Consider the following 21367-nt stretch of genomic DNA (forward strand, 5'->3'; position numbering starts at 1 on the left):
TAGGGAAAGATATGAGTGAAGACCTGATCGTCACCCGCGAAGGCCCGGTCGGGCGGCTGCGGCTCAACCGGCCCAAGGCGATCCACGCGCTGACCCGCGACATGTGCGAGGGCGTGCTCGCCGCGCTGGAGGACTGGCGTGGCGACTTGTCGGTCGAGGCGATCATCATCGACCATGCCGAGGGACGCGGCTTTTGCGCGGGCGGCGACATCCGGTTGCTCGCTGAAAGCGGTGCGGGTGACGGTGAGGCGGCGCGGGGCTTCTTCCACAGCGAATACCGGATGAACCACCGGCTGTTCACCTATGCCAAGCCGATCGTCGCTTTCATGGACGGAATCACCATGGGCGGCGGCGTCGGCGTTTCTGCGCCCGCCCGCTTCCGCGTCGCCACCGAAAATACCCGGTTCGCCATGCCCGAGACGGGGATCGGCCTGTTTCCCGATGTCGGCGGCGGCTGGTATCTCTCGCGCCTGCCGGGGCGGATGGGCGAGTTCCTGGCGCTGACCGGCCACCGGCTCGACGGGGCGGAGGCGCATGCCCTGGGCCTCGCCACCCATTATCTGTCAGCTTCCGCACTGGACGAGTCCAAGGCCGCGATTATTGCCGCGCCGCAGGAAATTGCCGCGACGCTTGACCGGCTCTCCATACCGGCGCCCGAGGCGAAGATCATGGCCCATGCCGCGGAGATCGACCGGCTGTTCGCCGCCGACACGCTGGAGGCGATCATCGCAGCATTGGAAGCCGATGGCGGCGAATGGGCGACGAAGCAGCTCGCCGTGTTGCGCACCAAATCGCCGCAGGCCTGCAAGGTCTCGCTGCGTCTGCTCCGCGAGGGCAGGCTGACCACCGACTTCGCCGACGAAATGCGCCGCGAGTACGGCGTCGCCTCCCGCGTCGTCCAGCGCTCCGATTTCGTCGAAGGCGTTCGCGCGCTCATCGTCGACAAGGACAATGCGCCGCGCTGGGACCCGGCTACGCCCGAAGGCGTGACCGACACCATGATCGACCATATCTTCGCGCCCATGCCCGACGGGCAGGCCTGGACCCCAGATGATCGTTGAAAATGCCGACCGCTGAAGAGGACGCCATGACCGACTATAACACCCTGATCGTCGAGCGCCGCGAGGCGGTGACCCTGGTGACGCTGAACCGGCCGCAGGCGCTGAACGCGCTCAATGCCGAGCTGCTGTCCGAACTGCTGGACGTGATGCGCGCCTATGACGCCGACCCCGAACAGCGCTGCGCCGTCATCACCGGCTCTGCAAAGGCGTTCGCGGCGGGCGCGGACATCAAGGAAATGCAGGAGATGGACTTCGCCGCCATGTATGGGCGGAATCACTTCTCCGGCTGGGACGACTTCACCCGCACGCGCAAGCCCGTCATCGCGGCGGTCGCGGGCTATGCGCTGGGCGGCGGGTGCGAGCTGGCGATGATGTGCGACTTCATCCTCGCCGCCGACACCGCCAGGTTCGGCCAGCCCGAGATCAAGCTGGGCGTGACGCCGGGCATGGGCGGCTCGCAGCGCCTCGCCCATGCGGTCGGCAAGGCCAAGGCGATGGAGATGTGCCTGACCGGCCGGATGATGGATGCCGAGGAAGCCGAGCGCTCGGGCCTCGTCGCGCGCATCATCCCCGCCGCCGATCTGGTCGAGGAGGCGCTGAAGACCGCCGCGACCATCGCCGGTATGGCGCCGATTGCGGTGCGCGCGAACAAGGAAATGGTCAACGCCGCGTTCGACATGGGGCTGGCACAGGGCGTCCAGTTCGAGCGACGGCTGTTCCACGGTCTGTTCGGTTCCGCCGACCAGAAGGAAGGCATGGCCGCGTTCGTGGAAAAGCGCACGCCCGTCTGGACCAACCGCTGATGAGTCTCACACCCCTCCCGCAGGCGGGAGGGGATGGGGGAGGGCGGGCCGCAGGGGATAGTCTCTGTGAGACTCCGTTCCCTCCCCAAACCCCTCCCGCCTGCGGGAGGGGCTTAAGAAGAAAAAGAACGAGCTAGGAGAGAGCACCATGGCACGGATCGCCTTTATCGGCCTGGGCAATATGGGCGGCGGTATGGCCGCCAACCTCGCAAAAGCGGGGCATGACGTCCGCGCCTTCGACCTGTCGGCGGACGCGCTGGCGGCGGCGAAGGCGGCCGGATGCCTGCCCGTCGACAGCGCGGTCGCCGCGATGGACGGGGTCGAGGCGGTCGTGACGATGCTGCCCGCCGGAACCCATGTCGAGCGCGTCTATGCCGACGCCGTGTTCGCCGCCGCGCCGCCCTCCGCCATCCTGATCGACTGCTCGACCATCGACGTCGCCACCGCACGCCGCGTCGCCGAGGCCGCGCAGGCCAAGGGCATGATGGCGGTCGACGCCCCCGTATCGGGCGGGATCGCGGCGGCCAAGGCCGGCACGCTGACCTTCATGGTCGGCGGCCCCCAGGAGGCGTTCGAGCGCGCCGAGCCGTTCCTGTCGGCCATGGGCCAGGCGGTCATCCACGCCGGTGGACCGGGCGCGGGGCAGGCGGCGAAGATCTGCAACAACATGCTCCTCGGCGCGACGATGATCGCGACTTGCGAGGCGTTCGTGCTGGCCGAGAAGCTGGGGCTGGAGGCGCAGACCTTTTACGACATCGCTTCGGTGTCGTCGGGCCAGAGCTGGTCGATGACCAAATATTGCCCCGTCCCCGGCGTCGGACCGGAGACGCCCGCCGACCACGACTATCAGGGCGGCTTCGCGGCGGCGCTGATGCTCAAGGACCTGAAGCTGGCGATGCAGGCCGCGCAGGAGGCAGATGCGACCACGCCGATGGGCGAGCGCGCGGCGGAGTTGTATGCGGCGTTCGTCGGCGAAGACCAGCCGCCGGTGGACTTCTCCGGGATCATCCGCACCCTGCGGTGAACGCCACGCCCAACCTCCGTTCCGCCTGAGCGAAGTCGAAGGCCACGTCCTACGCTTTCCACAAGTCGCCACCCGTAGATCGGGATTCCCTTGGCCTTCGACTGCGCTCAGGCTGAACGGAGCGAGGGGGAGGGCGGAAAAACCCATCCCGCCTTTTCCCCCTGATCAATGCGGCCTAAAGCCCGCTGGGTGATCGAAATACCCGCCCCCCTCCGCCTGCGCGTCGACCGCGACGCGCTCACGTCCAACTGGCAGGCGCTCGCCCGGCTGAGCGGAACGGCGGCGTGCGGCGCGGCGGTCAAGGCGAATGGCTATGGCCTGGGCGCAACACTGGTGGCCGAGACGCTGGCCAGGGCAGGGTGCCGCGACTTCTTCGTCGCCAACTGGGCCGAGGCGCAGGCGCTTGCGCCGCTCGGACTGACGGTGTCGGTCCTGCACGGCCTGCGCGCTGAGGACATGCCCGCCGCCAAAGCCGGCTTCGCCCGCCCGGTGCTGAGCACGCCCGAACAGATTACCCGCTGGCGCGACGGCGGCGGCGGAGCGTGCGACGTCATGGTCGACACCGGCATGAACCGGCTCGGCGTGTCGGTGCGAGACGTGCGCGACGGCCTGCTCGACGGCCTGACGATCGAGACGCTCATCAGCCACCTCGCCTGCGCCGACGAGGATGTCGCGATGAACGAACGCCAGCGCGCCGCCTTCGCCAGCCTGACCGGCCGTACGGCCGCGCGGCGGATGAGCCTCGCCAATTCGGCCGGGATCGCGCTGGGTGCGGATTATCATTTCGACCTGACCCGGCCGGGCCTGGCCCTGTACGGGGGGATACCCCGCCCCGACATGGCCGGACATCTCCGCCAGGTCGCTTATCCGGAAGCCCAAATCCTCCAGCGTCGCCAGGTGCCCGCGGGCGAGACGGTCGGCTACAACGCCACCTGGACCGCCCCCGCCGATACCGCAGTGGCGATCCTGAATCTCGGCTATGCCGACGGCTATCGCCGCGCGCTGTCGGGCCTGGGGGCGGCGGTGTCGGACGGGGTGCGATTGCCGGTGCTGGGCCGCGTGTCGATGGACCTGATCGCGGTCGACGTAACCGCCTGCCCCGACTTGGCCGAGGGCGACTGGCTGACGATGGACTATGATCTCGCAGCCGCGTCCGCCGCATCGGGCGTGTCGCAATATGAACTGCTGACCGGCCTCGCCCAGCGCTTCGCGCGTCAATAACGCCGAGCCATCATTCCGGGCCCATCCAGGGATCGAAGCTTTTTGCTCGAATCCAACGTGTGGCGATCCATTTTGCGCCTTTACTGACCGGAAGGCCTGCATGCCGCGCCTTAGAATCGGGACGCCCATCTTCCAAAACGTTCTGAAAGATCAACGCTCCCCCGCGCCGTGGTGTAATGTCGAGATCATGGTCCGGGAACCTGGTCTGGCCACCCACAAATCCTTCGTTGAGATATAAGATCGCCGTACAAATTCGCTGATTGCGCGTGCCCGGAATGATGTCGGAATGGAGGCGGAACTGTTGTCTCGGAGCGTATCGCAATAACGTCAAGGCCTCGCCTTGGTCGACCGCTGTATCGGTTTCGTGGGCGATGCGAAGATTGATGCTGCGTATAGCAAGGTCTTCACGAACCGGGCCGATTACGGCAACATCCGATGTCCGTATTGGATGGGGTATATTGCGGCCGGTTGCCGGATCTATGACACGTGCCGGCTCGAAAAGATCTGCACCTGCTCGGGCAATATGATCGCATTCGTTGTGGGAAAGAAATCTTGGAATGTAATAGACCGAGCCGTTGTCAGTAAGATGCTGTCTTTCCAATTTCTGTTGGGGGTAGCCATCCTCCGTCAGGTTATTGGCATTTACCAATTTTAGTACGGCGGCAGCATGTGCATGATGTTGTGCTTCGCGCTTTAGGAGGTTTAGAGCGCCGGACCAGTCGATCCGGCCGCCGGAGCCATTCGCCGTCAAGGCGATTAGCATCATTGCGGCATCTGCGTGACCACCCTTTGCTGCCATAGACAAGGCTTGGCGAGCGGCAGGAAGATCGCGAGCTACCGGATGGCCGATGAGCCGCCATAGGGCGAGTTCGTACCAGGCTTCTATGTTCCCGGTGCCAGCCGCACGTTGCAGTGTCGTTAAGGCATCGTTTCCTCGAGCGCGCTGCAAAAGGTCTCTAGCCGTAGAGACGGGGTCGTTAGGGGGTGACGTCGCCATGCAAGCGAATTTGACCGAAAAAAGGGCCGGTGGAAACCACCGGCCCGAAAGGCGATCAGATTTAGTCGTTAGGATCAGAAGCGAGCCTGGAAGCCCGCATAGAAGCGACGACCGACCGGTTCGTAGATGCCCGAACCAGCCGCAGTACCGGTCGCGCCCAGCGGCGGGATACGATCGGTCAGGTTGTCGATACCAAAGTAGAAGTTGGTCTGCTTAGTGACGTTCACGCCGAACTTCACATCCATATAGAAGACATCCGGGTAATAGGGAATGTCATACTGATCAAGATTCTGCGGCGGACGTCCCTGGAACGAAACCAGATTTTCGATCGCACCGACCGACATCTTCGTCAGGTAACGCATCTGAAGATTCGCGAAGAAGGTTTCAAAGTTGGCACCCAGATTCCAGTTAACCTGATCACGGGGATAGCCTACTTCGCCCAGAGCGCGGTCTGCGAAACCGGGCTGGGTCGGATCGAGGAACGAGTCGTTCTGCAGCTGATGCGTATAGACCAGATGCGACGTCAGGTTCATGCCGCCAAAGCGGTGCTGGTAGCTGAGATCTACGTCGATGCCGCGAACCTGCAGACGAGCATAGTTCAACTGGACCTGCTGAAGCGAGCCCTCGATGATGCGATAGGGGTCTTCGACATTCAGCTGCGTATTGCCACCGCTCATGATTTCGAGCGACTGAGCGTAATTGTAGTCATAGTTGGTCGGAATACCCGCAGCTGCGCAGTTGGCTGCGCGGAACTGCGTACCGCTGGCGATGTTGCGAGCCGAGCACGGATCGCCAAAGCTGGGCGCGAAGTTCTGGCCCAGCGGGCTATACAGTTCGGTCAGGTTTGGCGCACGAACGGCGCGCGAGTAGTTGGCCCGGAAGCGCAGATCGTTGATCGGTGCGTAGACGGCGTTGACGCTATAGGTCCAGACTGTTCCCGCCGCGCCCTTATAGTCCGACACACGCCCAGCACCCGAGAGCGTCAGCTCCTTGGCGAACGGCAGGTCACGCAGCAGGGGAACCGAGACTTCACCGAAAGCTTCCTTCACTTCGAACGACGGGGGCGTGAAGTCGGGAATGGCATTATAGAAAGTATAACCCGACGAAACGAGCGGGTCCTGGCGATACATCGCTGTTTCACGACGATATTCGCCGCCCAGCGAGAAGCCCACGGCACCGCCACCCGGCATGGTGAACAGCTGCGACAGATCGCCCGAGATATAGCCCATGGTATCGAACTGGGTAATCCGCCCTGTCGATATCGTATCCTGCAGGACATAATTGCGAGCGGCCTGCGAGATCGCCCCCTGGCCAAACGGGTTCAGTGGCTGACACGCGGCAATATCAGCGGCCAAAACGGCAGGATTGCCTGCGAAGTCAGAGCGGGCAGCGGTGTTGCCCGCAATCTGAGAACCGCAAACGATGCGGCCATCGGGTGCGCGCTGAGCGTCAAGAGCCAGCAGCATGCGCTGCACGTTCAGGTTGCCCAGAACGCGCGTCTTTTCGTCAAACTGACCGTAGTTGACCGATACCTCGTAATTGAGATGGTCGGTTAGATCGCCGCGGAAACCACCGACGATGCGGAAGACATCACGCCGCGAAGCCTCGCTGCGAACACCCAGGTCGACCAGGTTCTTGCGCAGGATGAAGCGATAGGAACCCGCGTTGATGCTGTTGATCGCAGCCGCCTGAACCTGTGCAGCCGTCTGGGTGATGTTGCCGTTTGCATCGCGGACTTCCGCGAAGGCCGCGCCAGACGTCGGGTTGAAACCGGCATTCGCCAGAGCAAGAGCCTGGTTCGCGAGAGCCGTTCGGCTGTCGCCCGACAGGAACGGATTATCCAGACGGGGACGTTCGTAATAGATCGAGTTGCCATCGAAGCGACCCAAGGTCGAGCCCGTAAAGAAGGCCGGGCCCGAAGTGCCTTGGCCGAACGTCTCGGTACGGACATACTTGGCTTCCACGAACGGCTTGAAGGCGTCCGAGAAGTCATAATGGGCGATCAAATTGGCCGCATAACGCTCGGTCTGGGGCAGAATCTGGACCAGCATGCCTTCACGGCGCGTGTCGCCATTGCCGCCGATATAGGCGCCGGTCGGAACTGAACTTGCGGCGGTGACGGTGGTGCCATTGACGACAGAGGAAACGGTCTGGCCGAGGCCGACACGACCACCCACCTGCTGGGCAATCGAGCCGCCCGGTTGGAACAGGAAGTTGCAGGTGAACGGACGACCGGCACCGCCGAAAGCGGCGTTAGGCTGCGTATCACGACCGCAAGCACCATTCGGGCTGGCGAAGCCGACAAGACCGCCAGCCGAGATCGTGGCCGAACGAATATCCCGGAAGAAGACGTTGTCCGGGTTGCCATCATAGTTGATGAAGCTCTGGCCTGTAGCGAGGCCGGGGGAGTCGGCGTCGACCGCCACGAAACCATCGGCACGGCGCAGTGCGCGACGCTGCGACGCATAGAGAGAGTTCTGGCGCGCATACTCGACATTCAGGGCGATGTTGCCGCGGCCTTCGTTAAAGTTCTTACCACCCGTCGCGCTGATGAAATAGGCACCGGCATCACCGTGCTGGCTCACGCCACCTTGGCCGCGAATCTGAAGACCCTGGAAATCCTGCTTCAGACGGAAATTCACCACACCTGCCAGCGCGTCCGAGCCATAGATAGCCGAATTACCGCCGGTGACGATGTCGACGCCCTCGATCAGATCGGTCGGGATCGTGTTCACGTCGACGGACGCGGCGTTGTTTAGAATGTCCGACGCGACGTGACGGCGGCCGTTGACCAGCACCAGCGTACGAACCGTGCCCAGGCCGCGGAGGTCGAGCAGGCTGAGGCCAGCCGTACCTAGGAAGCGGGTCGAGTTGGCGGAGCTGAAAGTGCTCTGAAGCTGGGGCAGATCGTTTAGAACGTCGCCGATCGACACGCGCGACGTGCTGGTGAGTTCGGCGGCCGATACAGTGCTGATCGGCACGGGCGACTGATCGTTGGGGCGGCGAATGCGCGAGCCAGTCACGACGACTTCGCCGCCGTTGTTGCCCTGATTGCTGGTGCTATCCGCTTGATCGTTCGAGCTGTCGGTTTCCGTCTGGCCCGTTGCAGGCGTTGCGGTGGTTTGCGCAACCGCCGGGATTGCGAAGGCGAGCGTACCTGCCAAAGCGGACGCTTCGAGAAGGTGGCGAATTTTCATGGTCTGGAAACCCCCAAAAAAGCGCGGATTTTTCATCCGTCGGGGGCAGGGGAGGAAATTTTGCCGCTGAACACAAGCAATTGCTGAACGGCAGATTAAAAAACAAAATCGTTGTTGCAGGGATGTGACACGTTCGACACATCCCTGCAAGCAGGCCAATACTCGCGAAATTTTCGCAAAGTGGTGTATTGCCCTTTTAGATCACTTTACCGCTCAACACACATGGCGATGCCCATGCCGCCGCCGATGCACAGCGTTGCCAGACCCTTCTTCGCGTCACGCTTCTGCATCTCGTAGATCAGAGTCGTGAGCACGCGCGCGCCGCTGGCGCCGATCGGATGGCCCAGCGCGATCGCGCCGCCATTGACGTTAACCTTGTCGGGATCGAGGCCCAGTTCCTTGCCGACCGACAGCGCCTGTGCGGCGAAGGCTTCGTTGGCCTCGATCAGGTCGAGGTCGCCGATGGTCCAGCCCGCCTTTTCCAGCGCGCGTTTGGTGGCGGGGACGGGGCCGATGCCCATCACCGACGGATCGACGCCGGCCGAGGCCCAGCTCTTGATCGTGGCGAGCACGGTGCTCCCGCGCTTGGTCGCTTCCTCGCGGCTCATCAGGACGAGTGCGGCGGCGCCGTCGTTCAGGCCCGAGGCATTGGCGGCGGTAACGGTGCCGTCCTTCTTGAAGGCGGGGCGGACGCCAGAGACGCTCTCCAGCGTGGCACCGGCGCGGATATATTCGTCGTCGGCGACCACCGTCTCGCCCTTGCGGGTCTTGATGGTGACGGGCGCGATCTCGTCCTTGAAGCGGCCCTCACCACGCGCCTTTTCGGCCAGGTTCTGCGAGCGGACGGCGAACTGGTCCTGTTCGTTGCGGGTCACCTGATATTGCTCGGCGAGGTTCTCGGCGGTGATGCCCATATGATAGCCGGCAAAGGCGTCGGTCAGGCCGTCATGGACCATGGTGTCGACCATGGTCAGCGGACCCATCTTGGTGCCGCCGCGCATCGCCTGGGCGTGCGGCGAGAGCGACATCGACTCCTGGCCGCCCGCCACGACGATGGTCGCATCGCCATTGGCGATCGCCTGCAGCCCCAGCGCGACGGCGCGCAGGCCCGATCCGCAGACCTGGTTCACGCCATAAGCGGGGACTTCCTTGGGGATGCCGGCCGCCATCGAGGCCTGGCGCGCCGGGTTCTGGCCCTGCGCGGCGGTCAGCACCTGGCCGAGGATCACCTCGGACACGTCCTCGCCTTTGATGCCCGCCTGTTCCAGCGCGGCGGTGATCGCCACCCGGCCGAGTTCGTGCGCGGGCGTGGCGGCGAAGGCGCCCAGGAAGCTGCCCACGGGGGTGCGCTTGGCGGCGGTAATGACGATCTCGGTCATGAAGGCTCCTCTTGTGTCACATCTATTTAGGCGTTGGGAGTTGGGTGATCCAGTCGGCCAGCGGCTGCCAGAGCTGGTGCTCCGCACGGCCGCCGACGACCATGCCGACATGGCCCGTGCCCCCCGCTCGCCGGTCGGACAGGCCGATGGCGGTGGCGGCGGGGACGATCCGGTCGGCGGTGGCGACGAATTCGACGCTAGGGGCGTCGCATTGCGCGGGTGTGACGGTCGTCCCGGCGACGCGCCATTGCCCCTGGCCGGGGCGATCCTGCGCGATCAGCTCCTCGAACAGCTCACGGCCGAAGGCATGGGGCAGGGGGGCGCCCTGATTGGCCCAGTCCTCCAACCGGATGAAGCGCCGGGCGGCCTCGCTGCGCGGATCGAGATCGGCGAAGGCCGCATATTTGGCGATGGTGCGGCCCGGGTCGAGTCGCCAGAAGCCCGCCTGCAGCGCCTCCATCGGCACGAGGCCCAGCGCTTCGGAGGTCGGCTTGATCGCGGCCCATTGCGCGGCCATCGCGGCGCGCGCCTCGTCGCCATAGCCGGTGAAATGCCATGGCGCGGCGATCGCGGCGAGGCCCGCGACCCGACTGCGCGCCGCCGCCGCGACGGCGAGCGTGCCGCCCAGGCAATAGCCGACCAGCACCGGCGGCTCTGGGAAGGTCGCGATCAGGGGCAGCAGGAAACGCTCGACATGTCCCGCCGCATCGATGTCGCGGTCCTTCACCCCCGGTGTGCCCCAGTCGATCAGCCAGGGGTGAAAGCCCTGTCCCCGCATCCAGCGGATCAGCGAACGGTCGCGCGACAGGTCGAGGATCGAGGGCGGATTGATCAGTGAGGGGATGAACAGCACCGGCCGGCCTTCGCACCCGACGCCGCCATCGCGGAGCCGCACCCGGCCGCGCCGTCGCCGGACGGGCAGGGCGCGCATCGGGCGTTCGCGCTTCGCCGCCTGGAAACGTCGCAATCCCTCCAGCGCTGCCTGCGCCAGTTCGGGATTTGCCGCAGCCTCGCTGCGCAACATCGCCAGGAACAGCGGCAGCGGACGCGGACCATGTTGCGATGCGAAATCCATGGCGTTAGGCTACACCAAAATCAGGAAAGGCGGGGATCGATGAAGAAGCAGGCGGTGGACGGCATCGTGATCGTCAAGAAATACGCGAACCGGCGACTCTACAATACCGAAACCTCTTCCTACATCACGCTCGATCATCTGGCGGCGATGATCCGGGCGGGCCGCGACTTCAAGGTGGTCGACGCCAAGACGGACGAGGACATCACCCATAATGTCTTGACCCAGATCATCATGGAAGAGGAAAGCCGGGGCGAGACGATGCTCCCCGTGAATTTCCTGCGCCAGCTGATCTCGATGTACGGCGATTCGATGCAGGCGGTGGTGCCGGGTTATCTGGAGGCGTCGATGGACAGCTTCCGCCGCAACCAGGAACAGTTCAAGTCGGCGGTCGAGGGCGCGTTCGCGAACACGCCCTTCGCCGATATGGCCAAGCGCAACCTGGCGATGTTCGAGGCGGCGACGCAGGGGTTCAAGCCGGGCGGAGTCGCGCCCACGCCGGCCCCGGCACCGGCGGCCCCCGCCGCGAGCAAGGACGCCGAGATGGCGGCGCTGAAGGCGGAACTCGCTGCGTTGAAGGACAAGATCGAGAAGCTGGGGGAATAATCCTCAACCGCCGTTCAGCCTGAGCGAAGTCGAAGGCCACGCTGGAAGGGTAGACTCTAGGCATGAATCAGTTCCTCCCCTGCAAGGGGAGGGGGGCCAGCGAAGCTGGTGGAGGGGTGTCGCCAGTTGCGAGTGAGCCCTCATCTCTCCAGCCAAGACACCCCTCGGTCAGGCCTGCGGCCTGCCACCTCCCCTGCAAGGGGAGGAATGGGTACGTCCAGCCGCAATGGCCGGTCGTGGCCTTCGACTTCGCTCAGGCTGAACGGAGTTGGGGGCGATCGGTCATGCCCAGTACGCTCCCATTTCCCTCATTGAACCCGCGCATCCCCACCTCCATATCGCCGCGCATGAGCGGGAATGAACACGCCATGCCCACTTGGCATGGTACGACGATTTGCTCGGTACGCCGTGGCGGCCGGGTGGTGGTGGCCGGGGACGGTCAGGTTTCGATGGGCCAGACGGTCATGAAGCCGAATGCGCGCAAAGTCCGGCGATTGGGCGACGGCTCGGTCATCGGCGGCTTTGCGGGCGCGACGGCGGATGCCTTCACCCTGTTCGAGCGGCTGGAGGCCAAGCTGGAGCGGCATAACGGCCAGTTGCTGCGCGCCGCGGTCGAACTCGCCAAGGACTGGCGCACCGACAAGTTCCTGCGCAACCTGGAGGCGATGATGATCGTCGCCGACAAGGATGTGACGTTGATCCTGACCGGAAACGGCGATGTGTTGGAGCCGGAGAACGGCATTTGCGCGATCGGATCGGGCGGCAATTACGCGCTCGCGGCGGCCCGTGCACTCGTCGACTATGAACAGGATGCCGAGACGATCGCGCGCAAGGCGATGGCGATCGCCGCCGATGTCTGCGTCTACACCAATGACCGCGTCACGCTCGAAGCCATCGACGGCGCGAACTAATCCGAAAGCTCCCATGAACGACCAGTTGACCCCCAAGGCGATCGTCGCCGCGCTCGACGCGCATATCATCGGCCAGGCCGACGCCAAGCGCGCCGTCGCCGTCGCCATGCGCAACCGCTGGCGTCGCCAGCGGCTGGGCGCGGATCTGCGCGACGAGGTGACGCCCAAGAACATCCTGATGATCGGCCCGACCGGGTGCGGCAAGACCGAGATCAGCCGTCGTCTGGCGAAGCTCGCCGATGCGCCCTTCGTGAAGGTCGAGGCGACCAAGTTCACCGAGGTCGGTTATGTCGGCCGCGACGTCGAGCAGATCGCCCGCGACCTGGTCGAGGAGGCGATCCGGCTGGAAAAGGAACGCCGCCGCGTCGCGGTCAAGGACAAGGCCGAAGAGGCGGCGATGAACCGCCTGCTCGATGCGCTGGTCGGCAAGGACTCGAGCCAGGCGACGCGCGAGGCCTTTCGCCAGCGCTTCCGCGACGGCCATCTCGACCAGACCGAGATCGAGATCGAACTGGAGCAGGCCCAGGCCACGCCGTTCGAAATTCCCGGTGCCGCGCCGCAGATGATCAACCTGTCCGAGATGATGGGCAAGGCGTTCGGCGGCGGCCAGCCGCTCAAGCGCCGCAAGCTGACCGTCTCCGCCGCCTGGACCAAGCTGGTCGAGGAAGAGGCGGACAAGCGGCTCGATCAGGACGAGGTCAGCCGCGCCGCGCTGGCCGATGCCGAGGCGAACGGGATCGTGTTCCTCGACGAGATCGACAAGATCGCGGTCAGCGACGTGCGCGGTGGCTCGGTCAGCCGCGAGGGCGTGCAGCGCGATCTGCTGCCGCTGATCGAGGGAACGACGGTTTCGACCAAATACGGCCCGATGAAGACGGACCATATCCTGTTCATCGCGAGCGGCGCCTTCCACGTCGCCAAACCGTCCGACCTGTTGCCCGAGCTTCAGGGCCGCCTGCCGATCCGGGTTGAACTCAAGGCGCTGACTGAAGGTGATTTCGTCGCCATCCTGTCCGACACCAAGGCGTCGCTGCCCGCGCAGTACAAGGCGCTGATCGGCACCGAGGGGGTAGAGATTTCCTTCACCGAGGACGGCATCGCGGCGATCGCGCGGATCGCGGCGGAGGTGAATGCGCAGGTCGAGAATATCGGCGCGCGGCGGCTGCAGACGGTGATGGAGAAGCTGTTGGAAGAGGTGAGCTTCGAGGCGGAGGATCGTCAGGGGACGGTGCTGACGGTCGATGGGGCGTATGTCGACAAGCAGCTGTCGGCGGTGGCGCGCAATACGGATTTGAGCCGGTTTGTTTTGTGATCGGGGTGGGGGCTCGGTGAGACACCGGGCCCTCCCCCATCCCCTCCCGGCTGCGGGAGGGGCGTGCCCAGTCCGTAACGAGAAAATTAAGTCGCAACGATCGACCTTGCCGCTCCCCTCTCGCAGGCGAGTTTCAGGTCGGTCATGCCCCCGGCATGACCTAAACGATGCGGGGTATCGTTTGCCTGAAACTGGGATGGGGGAGGGGCTAGGCGTTCCCTCTACGGCTTGACCCGATCATAGGGCACGAACCCATCGAAGAAGCAGGATGCCGACGGAATCGACAGGCCCTGTTGCAGCACCTGGAACCGGTCGTTCCGGCATAGTCGCGAGCCCCATTGCTGGATCAGCAGCGTATTGAACGGGCGCAGGCTGGGACATTCACCGCGCACTTGCGCACGCCAGATGCGGCGGCCGCCCGCATTGATGATGATCGTGCCGTTGTCGACGATGCTCGGCCCCGACTGGGCGGTGCTGGTATCGACGCATTGCACGGGCGGTCCCGCGACACGGCCGGCAAAGGGATCGGACTTGGCGGCGACGAGCGTCAGGCCCAGCGCCGCCACCATGACAGGACGGCCACGCATCACTTGGCGGGCCGATAGGGCACGAACGGCCCGAAGCTGCAGCTGCCGGTGAAGAAGCCCGACACGCGGTCGACCGTCTGCGCGATGTCGCCGGCGCAGAGCTGGCCGGTGGTGGTGCGGGTGACCAATATGTCGTTGCGTCCCCGCTGTCCGATCGTCTCGCACCCGCCTTGCGTCTCGCTGACATATTTCAGGCGCGGCGAGATCGTATAGACGATGGTCGGGCCATAGGCCGTCACCTGCCGCGTCTGATACTGGCCGATGCACTGGGTCGGCTTTTGCGGGATCAGGCCGCGCAGCGCCTTGTCCAGATCGGCGCGCTCGGTCGCCTGGCGCTGGTCGATCCGCGCCTGCTCGGCGGGGGCGGGGGTACAGCCGGCGATCGCCGGTAACAGGAACGCCGTGGACAGCATTGTCAGGCCGCGCATCGTCTTCGCCTCCTTCGGTCGGTTCCCCTGCAACATTTCCCTAACCCTTGAACGCGTCCTTGGCTGCACGACGCTCGGCCAGTTCCTGCGCATCGACCGAACGCAGAAAGGGGTTGGTCGCGCGTTCCAGCGCGATGGTCGTCGGGATGGTCGGCTCGCCCGCCTCGCGCATGGCGGTGACATCGGCCAGCCGCGCGGCGATCACGTCGTTGTCCGGCTCCGCCACCGCCGCGAAGCGCGCGTTGGACAGGGTATATTCGTGCCCGCAATAGACGCGCGTATCCTCGGGCAGCGCGGCGAAGCGGCGCATATTGGCGTGCATCTGCGCCGCCGTCCCCTCGAACAACCGGCCACAGCCCATGGCGAACAGCGTATCGCCGCTGAAGATCACACCGCGCTCGGGCACATGAAAGGCGATATGCCCCGCCGTATGCCCCGGCACCGACCAGATCACCGCCTCGAGCGTGCCGACGCCGATCCGATCGCCATCCTCCAGCAGCCGGTCGAGCCCCTCGATCTTGGCTGCCTCCGCTGCCGGACCGGCGACCCGCGCACCGGCGGCGCGCAGTTCGCTCGCGCCGCCGACATGGTCGGGATGCCAATGGGTCAGCCAGACCTGGTCGATGGTCCATCCGCGCGCCGCCGCCGCCGCCGCCACCGGCGCCGCCTCGCCGGGATCGAGCGCGACGGTCTGGCCATCGTCATGGATCAGCCAGGCATAGTTATCGGAGAGGACGGGGACGCGAATGATTTCCATGCGCGGCCTTTACCAGCTTCCGACATTGGGCATCGAGGCCCAAGGTTCGGCCGGGGGCAGCGCACCGTCCTGTAACAGTTCGATCGAAATGCCGTCGGGCGTCTTGACGAAGGCCATATGCCCGTCGCGCGGCGGCCGGTTGATGGTGATGCCGGCATCCATCAGCCGCTGGCACGTCTCGTAGATATTGTCGACGCGGTAGGCGAGATGGCCGAAATTGCGGCCACCGGTATAGATTTCGGGGTCCCAATTATGGGTCAGCTCGACCTCGGCGCGGCCCTCGTCGCCCGGTGCCGCCAGGAAGATCAGCGAGAAGCGCCCGCCCTCGTTATCGATCCGCCGCACCTGTTCCAGTCCCAGCAGCGCGAAGAAGCGGATGGTGGCGTCGGGATCGCTGACGCGGATCATGGTGTGGAGATAACGCATTCGATTTCCTGCCTATTAGGGAGGGCACGCTGTCCTACCCGCAAATAAAGGGCAAGACCTTTACCTGCGATAAGGCTCAGCGTGAGGGGAATTGCGCCAGCGCCTTGGCGGCGATCGCGCGGACCGGGCTGTCGGGCGGGGCGAGTCGCGCAGCCTCGCTCCACGCCTTGCGCGCGCCCGCTTCGTCCCCGCCGGCGGCGGCGATGTTGCCGGCCTCCAACTGGACATTGGCGTCGTCCGCCGACCGCGCCAGCGCCTCGCCAATGTCCTTCTTCGCACGGGGCAGATCGCCGGTGCGGCGCGCCAGCGTCGCCGACAGCAACCAGGCGAGCGGATCGCTCGGCACATGCGTCAGCGCGGCGTCCAGATCGACCCGCGCAGCCGCCGGCTGTCCGCCCGCGACCAGCGCGCGTGCCCGGTCGAGCAGCGCTTCGCCCAGCGCGAAGTCGGTCAACTGGCCCGAGGCGAGCGCGGCATCCAGCGCGGTGCGCGAATGGGCGGCGTCGCCCCCCGCCAGATAGGCATTGCCCGCCTGCGCCCAATAGGTGGCGGCGCGTATGTCGCGACCGGTCTCCGCCGCGCGTGCCGCCTGTTCGAAGGCGGTGGCGGCGGCGCTCCAATTGCCCTCTGAGGCATAGGCGATGCCGGCGCATTGCTGCGCGAAATAGCCGCCGCCCGCCAATTGCCAGCGCCCCGCCTCGGCCCGCCCGGCGGCGGGATCGCGCGTGGCGGTCGCGACGCAGCGTTCATGCCGCGCCTCGCGCGGATCGGCGGGGAGGGCGGGGGGCTTGGCGGCGGCCGGGGTCGGGGCCTGGGGCTGAGCTGCGACGGCGAGTGCCAGGGAAAACAGGATCATGGGTGGTTCAACACGTCCTCAACGCTGCGGATCAACAGCGCGATGTCCTGCTCGCGCGACAGCCGGTGGTCGCCGTCCTTGACCAAGATCGTCTGCACATCAGCTGAACGGAACAGCCCGGCCAGATGGGTGGTGCGCTGCCACGGGACGTCGGGGTCCTGCATCCCCTGGAGCAGCCGGACCGGGCCGTCGAAGGCGATGGGACCGAAGGTCAGCCGATTGGCCTCGCCCGATGCCCAGAAGCGGCGGGTGTAAAGGGTGGGTTCGGGGCCATAGGGATTGGGCCGCTCGAGCCGACCCGTCTGGAGGATCGTCATCTTCTCGTCTTCGGAAAAGCCCCAGTCGGTGAAGTCGGGCGCGGGCGCGATGCCGACCAATGCCGTCACCTGATCGGGCCGGGCCAGCGCGGCGAGCAGCATCAGCCAGCCGCCCATCGACGATCCGACCAGCACCGCCGGCCCCTTCACCACATCGTCGAGCATCGCCACGACATCGTCGCGCCAGTCCGCCAGCGCCTGATCCGCGAACGCGCCGTCCGATGTGCCGCATCCGCCATAGTCGAAGCGCAGGAACGCGCGGCCGTTCGCTTTGGCCCATGCCTCCAGCGCAAGTGCCTTCGACCCCTGCATGTCCGAGGCATAGCCGGGCAGGAAGACGATCGCGGGGCCGGCGCCGTCTGTCCAGTGATAGGCGAGCTTGGGGCGGTGCGTGGGGCTGTCGGTCATGCCCGGAGTGTAGGGAAGGGCTGGGGCGATGGAAACCCGATCGCGGCTTTGCGGCGTCATCCCAACTTCCGTTCAGCCTGAGCGAAGTCGAAGGCCAAGGGACATGCTCACCCCCGCGCCCGGAGGAGAAGGGCGGGACGTGGCCTTCGACTACGCTCAGGCTGAACGGGGCGGGGGGAATTGCGCCGCGCGGCGAGGACTGCCAGTCCCTCGCAAACGATCCCGAAAGTCTCCGGTCCTACAGCCGCCAGTTTCACCGTGTCATGCGCGATGCGCAGACCTTTTACGCTCGGCACGCCGGAGCGACAGATCAGGCCCTCCCTCCGTTCAGCCTGAGCGAAGTCGAAGGCCACGTCCCGCCTCCGCCGCCGGCTATGGAGGAGAGTGCATCCCTTGGCCTTCGACTGCGCTCAGGCGGAACGGAGGTGAGGGCGGCGATAATAGTCTTTGATGGGCCGGTGCCTCAGATCACATATTCGACGGTCTTCGCCTGGGTTTGCGCCGCCTGCTTCCTGCGCCGCTTGGCCACCATCTCGGCATGGAGCCGCGCCACCGCATCGCTGCCGGTGGTCTTGCACAGCCCCGGTACGACGGCATGCACCAGCGCGCCGACGCCGCCGACGATCATGATCGCCCCGAACCGCGCCGCGACGCCGAAATGCTCGACATAGCTTTCGCCGACGCTCTCGGGATGTTCGGTGAACAGGCGACGGAACATGGCGGGCATTCTCCTTTGGCCGTGTCCGATGATCCTATCATGGCCCTGGGGATTGGCAAAACCGGCCATCGTCACCCGGTCCAGGCCAGCCGCTCCACCATGTCCTGCGCCAGCAGGCTGAGCGTGTCGTCGCGCGCGCCCATCACCACGATCCGGTCGCCCGGCCGCGCTTCCGCCACCAGCATCGCCGCCGCCTCGGCGCGGTCGGCGATGTGGCGGGCGTCCACGCCGCCTGCGCGCAGGTCGGCGACGATGTCGGCGCTGGTTACCTCGCGCGCGACGGTGCCGCCGAAATAGGCGGGGTCGGGCAGGACGAACACGTCGCCGTCCCGCATCCGCCGCGCGATGCTGTCGACCAGCTCGGTCCGCATGACCTTCAGCGGGCCATAGCCGTGGGGCTGGAACAGGATCAGCAACCGGCCGGGAAAGGCGTGGAGCGTGTCGAGCGTCGCGGCGATCTTGTCGGGGTTGTGGCCGAAATCGTCGATAACGGTGACGCCGTTCGCCTCGCCGACCCTCTCGAACCGACGCTTGAGGCCGGTGAAGCGTTCGACCGCGCGGATCGCGTCGATCAGGGGGACGCCAGCCGCCACGCTCGCACCGATCGCCGCCAGCGCATTGGAGACATTGTGACGGCCCGGCACCGACAGCCGAACATGATAGCCGGCGCCCCCGGTGATCAGATCGAAGCTGATGGCGAAGGGTTCGGGCTTGAGCGCCTCGGCGACCAGATCGGCCGCGCCCTCGACCGCGAAGGTGGTGAGGTTGGGGATGTCGGCCAGCAGCGCCGCCGTCTCGGCATCGCCGGCATTGGCGACGACATGCTGCGCCCGGCCTGCGAACCCGCCGAACAGGGTGCGCAATTCCTCCAGCGACTTGTGGTCCAGGCTGACATTGTTCAGCACCGCGATGGCGGGGTCGTAGAGCGCGATCGAGCCGTCGCTTTCGTCCACCTCGCTGACGAACGCCTCGCCGCCGCCGACCAGCGCGCTGGCGAAGGGGCTGTCGGGCGAGACGAAGTCCTTCATCACCGCGCCATTCATCGCGGTCGGATCGCGCCCCGTCTGGTGCAGGATGAAGGCGATCATGCCGGTGACGGTCGACTTGCCGCTGGTTCCTGCCACGCCGATCGGCAGGGTGCTGTCGTTGAACAGGCTGGCCAGCATCTGCGCACGGCTGGCGCGCGGGCAGCCCAGCCGGTTGGCGGCGACGATGTCGGGCACCGTCTCCTCCACGGCGGCGGAGGCGATGACGAGCTGGTCGGGCGAGGTCACGCCCGATCCGTCCTGCGGGTAAAGCGCGATGCCGGCGTTGCGCAGCGCATCGAACTTGGCGGCGACGCGGCCCTGGTCGAGGCCCCGGTCCGAACCCGAAACCGTCCATCCGCGTGCGCGCAGGATCATGGCGAGCGGCATCATCCCCGATCCGCCGATACCCACCAGAAAACAGGAATTGCCGTTGGTCATGGCCCCACGCTATCGGCGAGTTGACGGCGCGGGGCAATGCCCGGCCGGCTGGCCAAGGCGAGGAACGTGCTGACATGAAGATCGGAATCCTCGCTCCCTCGAGCATCGGCAACCCCGCCGCCGAAGCGCCGGTCAGCGCCTTCGCCGCGATCGCCTATCCGGATGTCGACCTGATCTTCCACCCGCAATGCTATGAGCAGGACGGGCATTTCGCAGGCTCCGACGAACGCCGCGCCTCGGCTTTTCTGGAGTTCGCCAACGATTCCGCAATCGACGCGATCTGGTTCCTGCGCGGCGGATACGGATCGAACCGCATCCTGTCGCGCGTCATGCCCAATCTGAACGGCGCGGCGGGGCACAAGACCTATATCGGCTATTCCGACCTCGGCTTCGTGCTGGCTGCGCTCTATGCCCGGCGGATCGGGCGGCCCGTGCATGGCCCGATGGCGAGCGACATTAGGCGCCAGCATGGCGATGTGACGGTGGCGCGATCGCTCGGCTGGCTGACCAGCGGCGACCGGCAAGGGCTGGAGCCGGGGCTGGACGGCCGCCCGGCGGCGGCGTTCAACCTGTCGATCCTCGCCGCGCTGATCGGCACGCCCTGGCTCCCCGACCTGACCGACCATGTCCTGATCATCGAGGAAGTGTCCGAGCATCTGTACGCGGTCGACCGGATGCTGTTCACCATGGCGAACGCGACCCAGCTGAAGGGCGTCGCGGGTGTCCGGCTGGGCGCGGTCAGCAACGTGCAGGAGAATGAGCCGGAATGGGGCGAAACGCTGGAATTCATGATCCAGCGCTGGTGCGGCGAGATGGGCGTGCCCTATCTGGGCCGCGCACGGATCGGGCACACGCAGGACAATCATCTGGTCCCGTTCGGAATCGCGTAAGGGATCATAAGGGGAGGCCGGATATGAAGACGGTGATGATCGGGATGCTGCTGGGGATGTCCGCCACGGGCGCGCTGGCGCAGACGGTGCCGCCGCCGCAGATCCAGGTGTCGGCCACGGGTATCGCCAAGACGCTGCCCGATCGCGTGACCATGACCTATCAGGTGCGCGGCGAGGGAGCGACGTCCGATGAAGCGGCGGCCAAGGCGCGCGATAGCGCGAAGGCGATCCGATCCGGCGCGGAAGGGCTGTTGCGCGGCGCGCTGGAGCTTCATGCCTCCGACTTCGACATCACGCCGGTGCGCTCGCGCGAGTGCAACCAGAATGAGTATGGCCAGGCACAGCTGTCGACCGGGCCATGCGCCATCCTGGGCTATGTCGCGACCATGCCGGTGTCGATCGATACGCCGCGCATCGACGATGCGGGGACGCTGGCGGGGCTAATCGGGCGGCTCGGTGGATTGCAGGTCGGGGTACGCAACTATTGGCTGAGCGACGATCGACCGGCCCGCCAGCAGGCGATGCGGGCCGCCCTGGCCAGCGCCAAGGCGCAGGCGCAGTTGATCGCGGAGGGCTCCGGTGCCCGGCTCGGCCGGTTGCTCCGCGTCGACGATGGCACCAATCGCGACATGACGATTACGGTTTCCGCTGCGCGGGCGGCCGACATTGTGCCACTTTCGCAACCGGTGGCGCCCCCGCCGATTCAGATCGACCTGTCGCCCGCGCCGATCCGCACCAATGTCAATGTGACGGTGGCCTACGCGATCGAACAATGAGGGCCGGTCCCCGACCGGAAATGTCGTCGGGGGACATTCGCTGCCTCGTTGTATTGGGGCGCGTATTCTCCGCTCGCAGGCCAAACTATACGCCGCGTTGAATCTTCCCTATAGACCGCGTCCACGTCCGCCATCCCGTGCAGGCGTGTCATCCG

21 protein-coding genes are annotated in these 21367 nt (G+C 65.8%); 9 read left to right on the forward strand and 12 right to left on the reverse strand.

Going from position 1 to position 21367, the window contains the following annotated elements; translation table 11 throughout:
* Positions 1 to 11 precede the first annotated feature (11 nt).
* The 4 genes from GGR48_RS02440 (at position 12) to alr (ending at position 4109) form a co-directional block, all read left to right on the forward strand.
* Positions 12 to 1061: an enoyl-CoA hydratase/isomerase family protein gene (locus tag GGR48_RS02440; RefSeq protein ID WP_183950300.1), complete on the forward strand. Its 1050-nt coding sequence runs from the start codon at positions 12 to 14 to the stop codon at positions 1059 to 1061.
* A gap of 26 nt (positions 1062 to 1087) precedes the next feature.
* Positions 1088 to 1864, forward strand: coding sequence for an enoyl-CoA hydratase (locus GGR48_RS02445; protein WP_183950301.1), 777 nt, complete (start codon positions 1088 to 1090; stop codon positions 1862 to 1864).
* 100 nt (positions 1865 to 1964) lie between these two features.
* Positions 1965 to 2888: a 3-hydroxyisobutyrate dehydrogenase gene (mmsB, locus tag GGR48_RS02450; protein WP_276208029.1), complete on the forward strand. Its 924-nt coding sequence runs from the start codon at positions 1965 to 1967 to the stop codon at positions 2886 to 2888.
* Between the two features lie 198 nt (positions 2889 to 3086).
* Positions 3087 to 4109 (forward strand): alanine racemase, encoded by a 1023-nt coding sequence (gene alr, locus GGR48_RS02455; RefSeq protein ID WP_338110551.1) that lies wholly within the window; start codon positions 3087 to 3089, stop codon positions 4107 to 4109.
* A gap of 10 nt (positions 4110 to 4119) precedes the next feature.
* On the opposite strand, the gene GGR48_RS02460 is transcribed toward alr, so the two are convergent.
* From GGR48_RS02460 to GGR48_RS02475, 4 genes are all read right to left on the reverse strand, one after another.
* A complete protein-coding gene (locus tag GGR48_RS02460) occupies positions 4120 to 5106 on the reverse strand; it encodes a 2OG-Fe(II) oxygenase (RefSeq protein ID WP_206362541.1) in 987 nt (328 codons plus the stop codon).
* A 74-nt stretch (positions 5107 to 5180) separates the two neighbouring features.
* Positions 5181 to 8339, reverse strand: a complete 3159-nt coding sequence (locus tag GGR48_RS02465) for a TonB-dependent receptor domain-containing protein (RefSeq protein WP_240456162.1) — start codon at positions 8337 to 8339, stop codon at positions 5181 to 5183.
* A 170-nt stretch (positions 8340 to 8509) separates the two neighbouring features.
* On the reverse strand, positions 8510 to 9682 hold the full coding sequence (locus GGR48_RS02470; RefSeq protein ID WP_183950306.1) for an acetyl-CoA C-acetyltransferase: 1173 nt from the start codon (positions 9680 to 9682) through the stop codon (positions 8510 to 8512).
* 22 nt (positions 9683 to 9704) lie between these two features.
* The gene (locus GGR48_RS02475) at positions 9705 to 10757 is read right to left on the reverse strand and encodes an alpha/beta fold hydrolase (protein ID WP_183950307.1); all 1053 of its coding nucleotides are present in this window, start codon (positions 10755 to 10757) and stop codon (positions 9705 to 9707) included.
* Between the two features lie 39 nt (positions 10758 to 10796).
* On the opposite strand from GGR48_RS02475, the gene phaR reads away from it, so the two are divergent.
* The 3 genes from phaR (at position 10797) to hslU (ending at position 13583) form a co-directional block, all read left to right on the forward strand.
* Positions 10797 to 11360, forward strand: coding sequence for a polyhydroxyalkanoate synthesis repressor PhaR (phaR, locus tag GGR48_RS02480; RefSeq protein ID WP_183950308.1), 564 nt, complete (start codon positions 10797 to 10799; stop codon positions 11358 to 11360).
* A 368-nt stretch (positions 11361 to 11728) separates the two neighbouring features.
* Positions 11729 to 12271, forward strand: coding sequence for an ATP-dependent protease subunit HslV (gene hslV / locus GGR48_RS02485; RefSeq protein ID WP_056437183.1), 543 nt, complete (start codon positions 11729 to 11731; stop codon positions 12269 to 12271).
* Between the two features lie 13 nt (positions 12272 to 12284).
* Positions 12285 to 13583, forward strand: coding sequence for an ATP-dependent protease ATPase subunit HslU (gene hslU / locus GGR48_RS02490; protein ID WP_183950309.1), 1299 nt, complete (start codon positions 12285 to 12287; stop codon positions 13581 to 13583).
* Between the two features lie 221 nt (positions 13584 to 13804).
* Here the strand turns inward: hslU and GGR48_RS02495 are convergent, their stop codons facing one another.
* From GGR48_RS02495 to GGR48_RS02530, 8 genes are all read right to left on the reverse strand, one after another.
* Complete coding sequence (locus tag GGR48_RS02495; protein ID WP_183950310.1) at positions 13805 to 14170, reverse strand: hypothetical protein; 366 nt, start codon at positions 14168 to 14170, stop codon at positions 13805 to 13807.
* Positions 14170 to 14598: a hypothetical protein gene (locus GGR48_RS02500; RefSeq protein ID WP_183950311.1), complete on the reverse strand. Its 429-nt coding sequence runs from the start codon at positions 14596 to 14598 to the stop codon at positions 14170 to 14172. The genes GGR48_RS02495 and GGR48_RS02500 overlap by 1 nt, the downstream gene beginning before the upstream one ends.
* 40 nt (positions 14599 to 14638) lie before the next feature.
* The gene (gene gloB, locus GGR48_RS02505) at positions 14639 to 15355 is read right to left on the reverse strand and encodes a hydroxyacylglutathione hydrolase (protein ID WP_183950312.1); all 717 of its coding nucleotides are present in this window, start codon (positions 15353 to 15355) and stop codon (positions 14639 to 14641) included.
* A 9-nt stretch (positions 15356 to 15364) separates the two neighbouring features.
* The gene (locus tag GGR48_RS02510) at positions 15365 to 15781 is read right to left on the reverse strand and encodes a VOC family protein (protein WP_183950313.1); all 417 of its coding nucleotides are present in this window, start codon (positions 15779 to 15781) and stop codon (positions 15365 to 15367) included.
* A gap of 76 nt (positions 15782 to 15857) precedes the next feature.
* Positions 15858 to 16637 (reverse strand): tetratricopeptide repeat protein, encoded by a 780-nt coding sequence (locus GGR48_RS02515; RefSeq protein WP_183950314.1) that lies wholly within the window; start codon positions 16635 to 16637, stop codon positions 15858 to 15860.
* Entirely contained in the window at positions 16634 to 17362 is a 729-nt protein-coding gene (locus GGR48_RS02520; RefSeq protein WP_183950315.1) for an alpha/beta hydrolase, read from the reverse strand. The genes GGR48_RS02515 and GGR48_RS02520 overlap by 4 nt, the downstream gene beginning before the upstream one ends.
* A 463-nt stretch (positions 17363 to 17825) precedes the next feature.
* Positions 17826 to 18080, reverse strand: a complete 255-nt coding sequence (locus GGR48_RS02525; protein ID WP_183950316.1) for a DUF6356 family protein — start codon at positions 18078 to 18080, stop codon at positions 17826 to 17828.
* 71 nt (positions 18081 to 18151) lie between these two features.
* Positions 18152 to 19546 (reverse strand): UDP-N-acetylmuramate--L-alanine ligase, encoded by a 1395-nt coding sequence (locus GGR48_RS02530; protein WP_183950317.1) that lies wholly within the window; start codon positions 19544 to 19546, stop codon positions 18152 to 18154.
* Positions 19547 to 19620: 74 nt separating this feature from the next.
* Here GGR48_RS02530 and GGR48_RS02535 point away from each other — a divergent pair, with 74 nt between their 5' ends.
* A complete protein-coding gene (locus GGR48_RS02535) occupies positions 19621 to 20436 on the forward strand; it encodes an LD-carboxypeptidase (protein ID WP_183950318.1) in 816 nt (271 codons plus the stop codon).
* Between the two features lie 23 nt (positions 20437 to 20459).
* Entirely contained in the window at positions 20460 to 21212 is a 753-nt protein-coding gene (locus GGR48_RS02540; RefSeq protein ID WP_183950319.1) for an SIMPL domain-containing protein, read from the forward strand.
* Positions 21213 to 21367: the final 155 nt, after the last annotated feature.

The organism is Sphingomonas pseudosanguinis (genome assembly GCF_014196255.1).
Lineage (GTDB): Bacteria > Pseudomonadota > Alphaproteobacteria > Sphingomonadales > Sphingomonadaceae > Sphingomonas > Sphingomonas pseudosanguinis.

Bases quoted from the DNA above. Each gene is read 5' to 3' on its own strand.
- GGR48_RS02440 (WP_183950300.1), top strand. From the start codon at position 12: ATGAGTGAAGACCTGATCGTCACCCGCGAAGGCCCGGTCGGGCGGCTG.
- GGR48_RS02445 (WP_183950301.1), top strand. From the start codon at position 1,088: ATGACCGACTATAACACCCTGATCGTCGAGCGCCGCGAGGCGGTGACC.
- GGR48_RS02460 (WP_206362541.1), bottom strand. From the start codon at position 5,106: ATGGCGACGTCACCCCCTAACGACCCCGTCTCTACGGCTAGAGACCTT.
- GGR48_RS02465 (WP_240456162.1), bottom strand. From the start codon at position 8,339: ATGAAAAATCCGCGCTTTTTTGGGGGTTTCCAGACCATGAAAATTCGC.
- GGR48_RS02470 (WP_183950306.1), bottom strand. From the start codon at position 9,682: ATGACCGAGATCGTCATTACCGCCGCCAAGCGCACCCCCGTGGGCAGC.
- GGR48_RS02475 (WP_183950307.1), bottom strand. From the start codon at position 10,757: ATGGATTTCGCATCGCAACATGGTCCGCGTCCGCTGCCGCTGTTCCTG.
- phaR (WP_183950308.1), top strand. From the start codon at position 10,797: ATGAAGAAGCAGGCGGTGGACGGCATCGTGATCGTCAAGAAATACGCG.
- hslV (WP_056437183.1), top strand. From the start codon at position 11,729: ATGCCCACTTGGCATGGTACGACGATTTGCTCGGTACGCCGTGGCGGC.
- hslU (WP_183950309.1), top strand. From the start codon at position 12,285: ATGAACGACCAGTTGACCCCCAAGGCGATCGTCGCCGCGCTCGACGCG.
- GGR48_RS02495 (WP_183950310.1), bottom strand. From the start codon at position 14,170: ATGCGTGGCCGTCCTGTCATGGTGGCGGCGCTGGGCCTGACGCTCGTC.
- GGR48_RS02500 (WP_183950311.1), bottom strand. From the start codon at position 14,598: ATGCGCGGCCTGACAATGCTGTCCACGGCGTTCCTGTTACCGGCGATC.
- gloB (WP_183950312.1), bottom strand. From the start codon at position 15,355: ATGGAAATCATTCGCGTCCCCGTCCTCTCCGATAACTATGCCTGGCTG.
- GGR48_RS02510 (WP_183950313.1), bottom strand. From the start codon at position 15,781: ATGCGTTATCTCCACACCATGATCCGCGTCAGCGATCCCGACGCCACC.
- GGR48_RS02515 (WP_183950314.1), bottom strand. From the start codon at position 16,637: ATGATCCTGTTTTCCCTGGCACTCGCCGTCGCAGCTCAGCCCCAGGCC.
- GGR48_RS02520 (WP_183950315.1), bottom strand. From the start codon at position 17,362: ATGACCGACAGCCCCACGCACCGCCCCAAGCTCGCCTATCACTGGACA.
- GGR48_RS02525 (WP_183950316.1), bottom strand. From the start codon at position 18,080: ATGTTCCGTCGCCTGTTCACCGAACATCCCGAGAGCGTCGGCGAAAGC.
- GGR48_RS02530 (WP_183950317.1), bottom strand. From the start codon at position 19,546: ATGACCAACGGCAATTCCTGTTTTCTGGTGGGTATCGGCGGATCGGGG.
- GGR48_RS02535 (WP_183950318.1), top strand. From the start codon at position 19,621: ATGAAGATCGGAATCCTCGCTCCCTCGAGCATCGGCAACCCCGCCGCC.
- GGR48_RS02540 (WP_183950319.1), top strand. From the start codon at position 20,460: ATGAAGACGGTGATGATCGGGATGCTGCTGGGGATGTCCGCCACGGGC.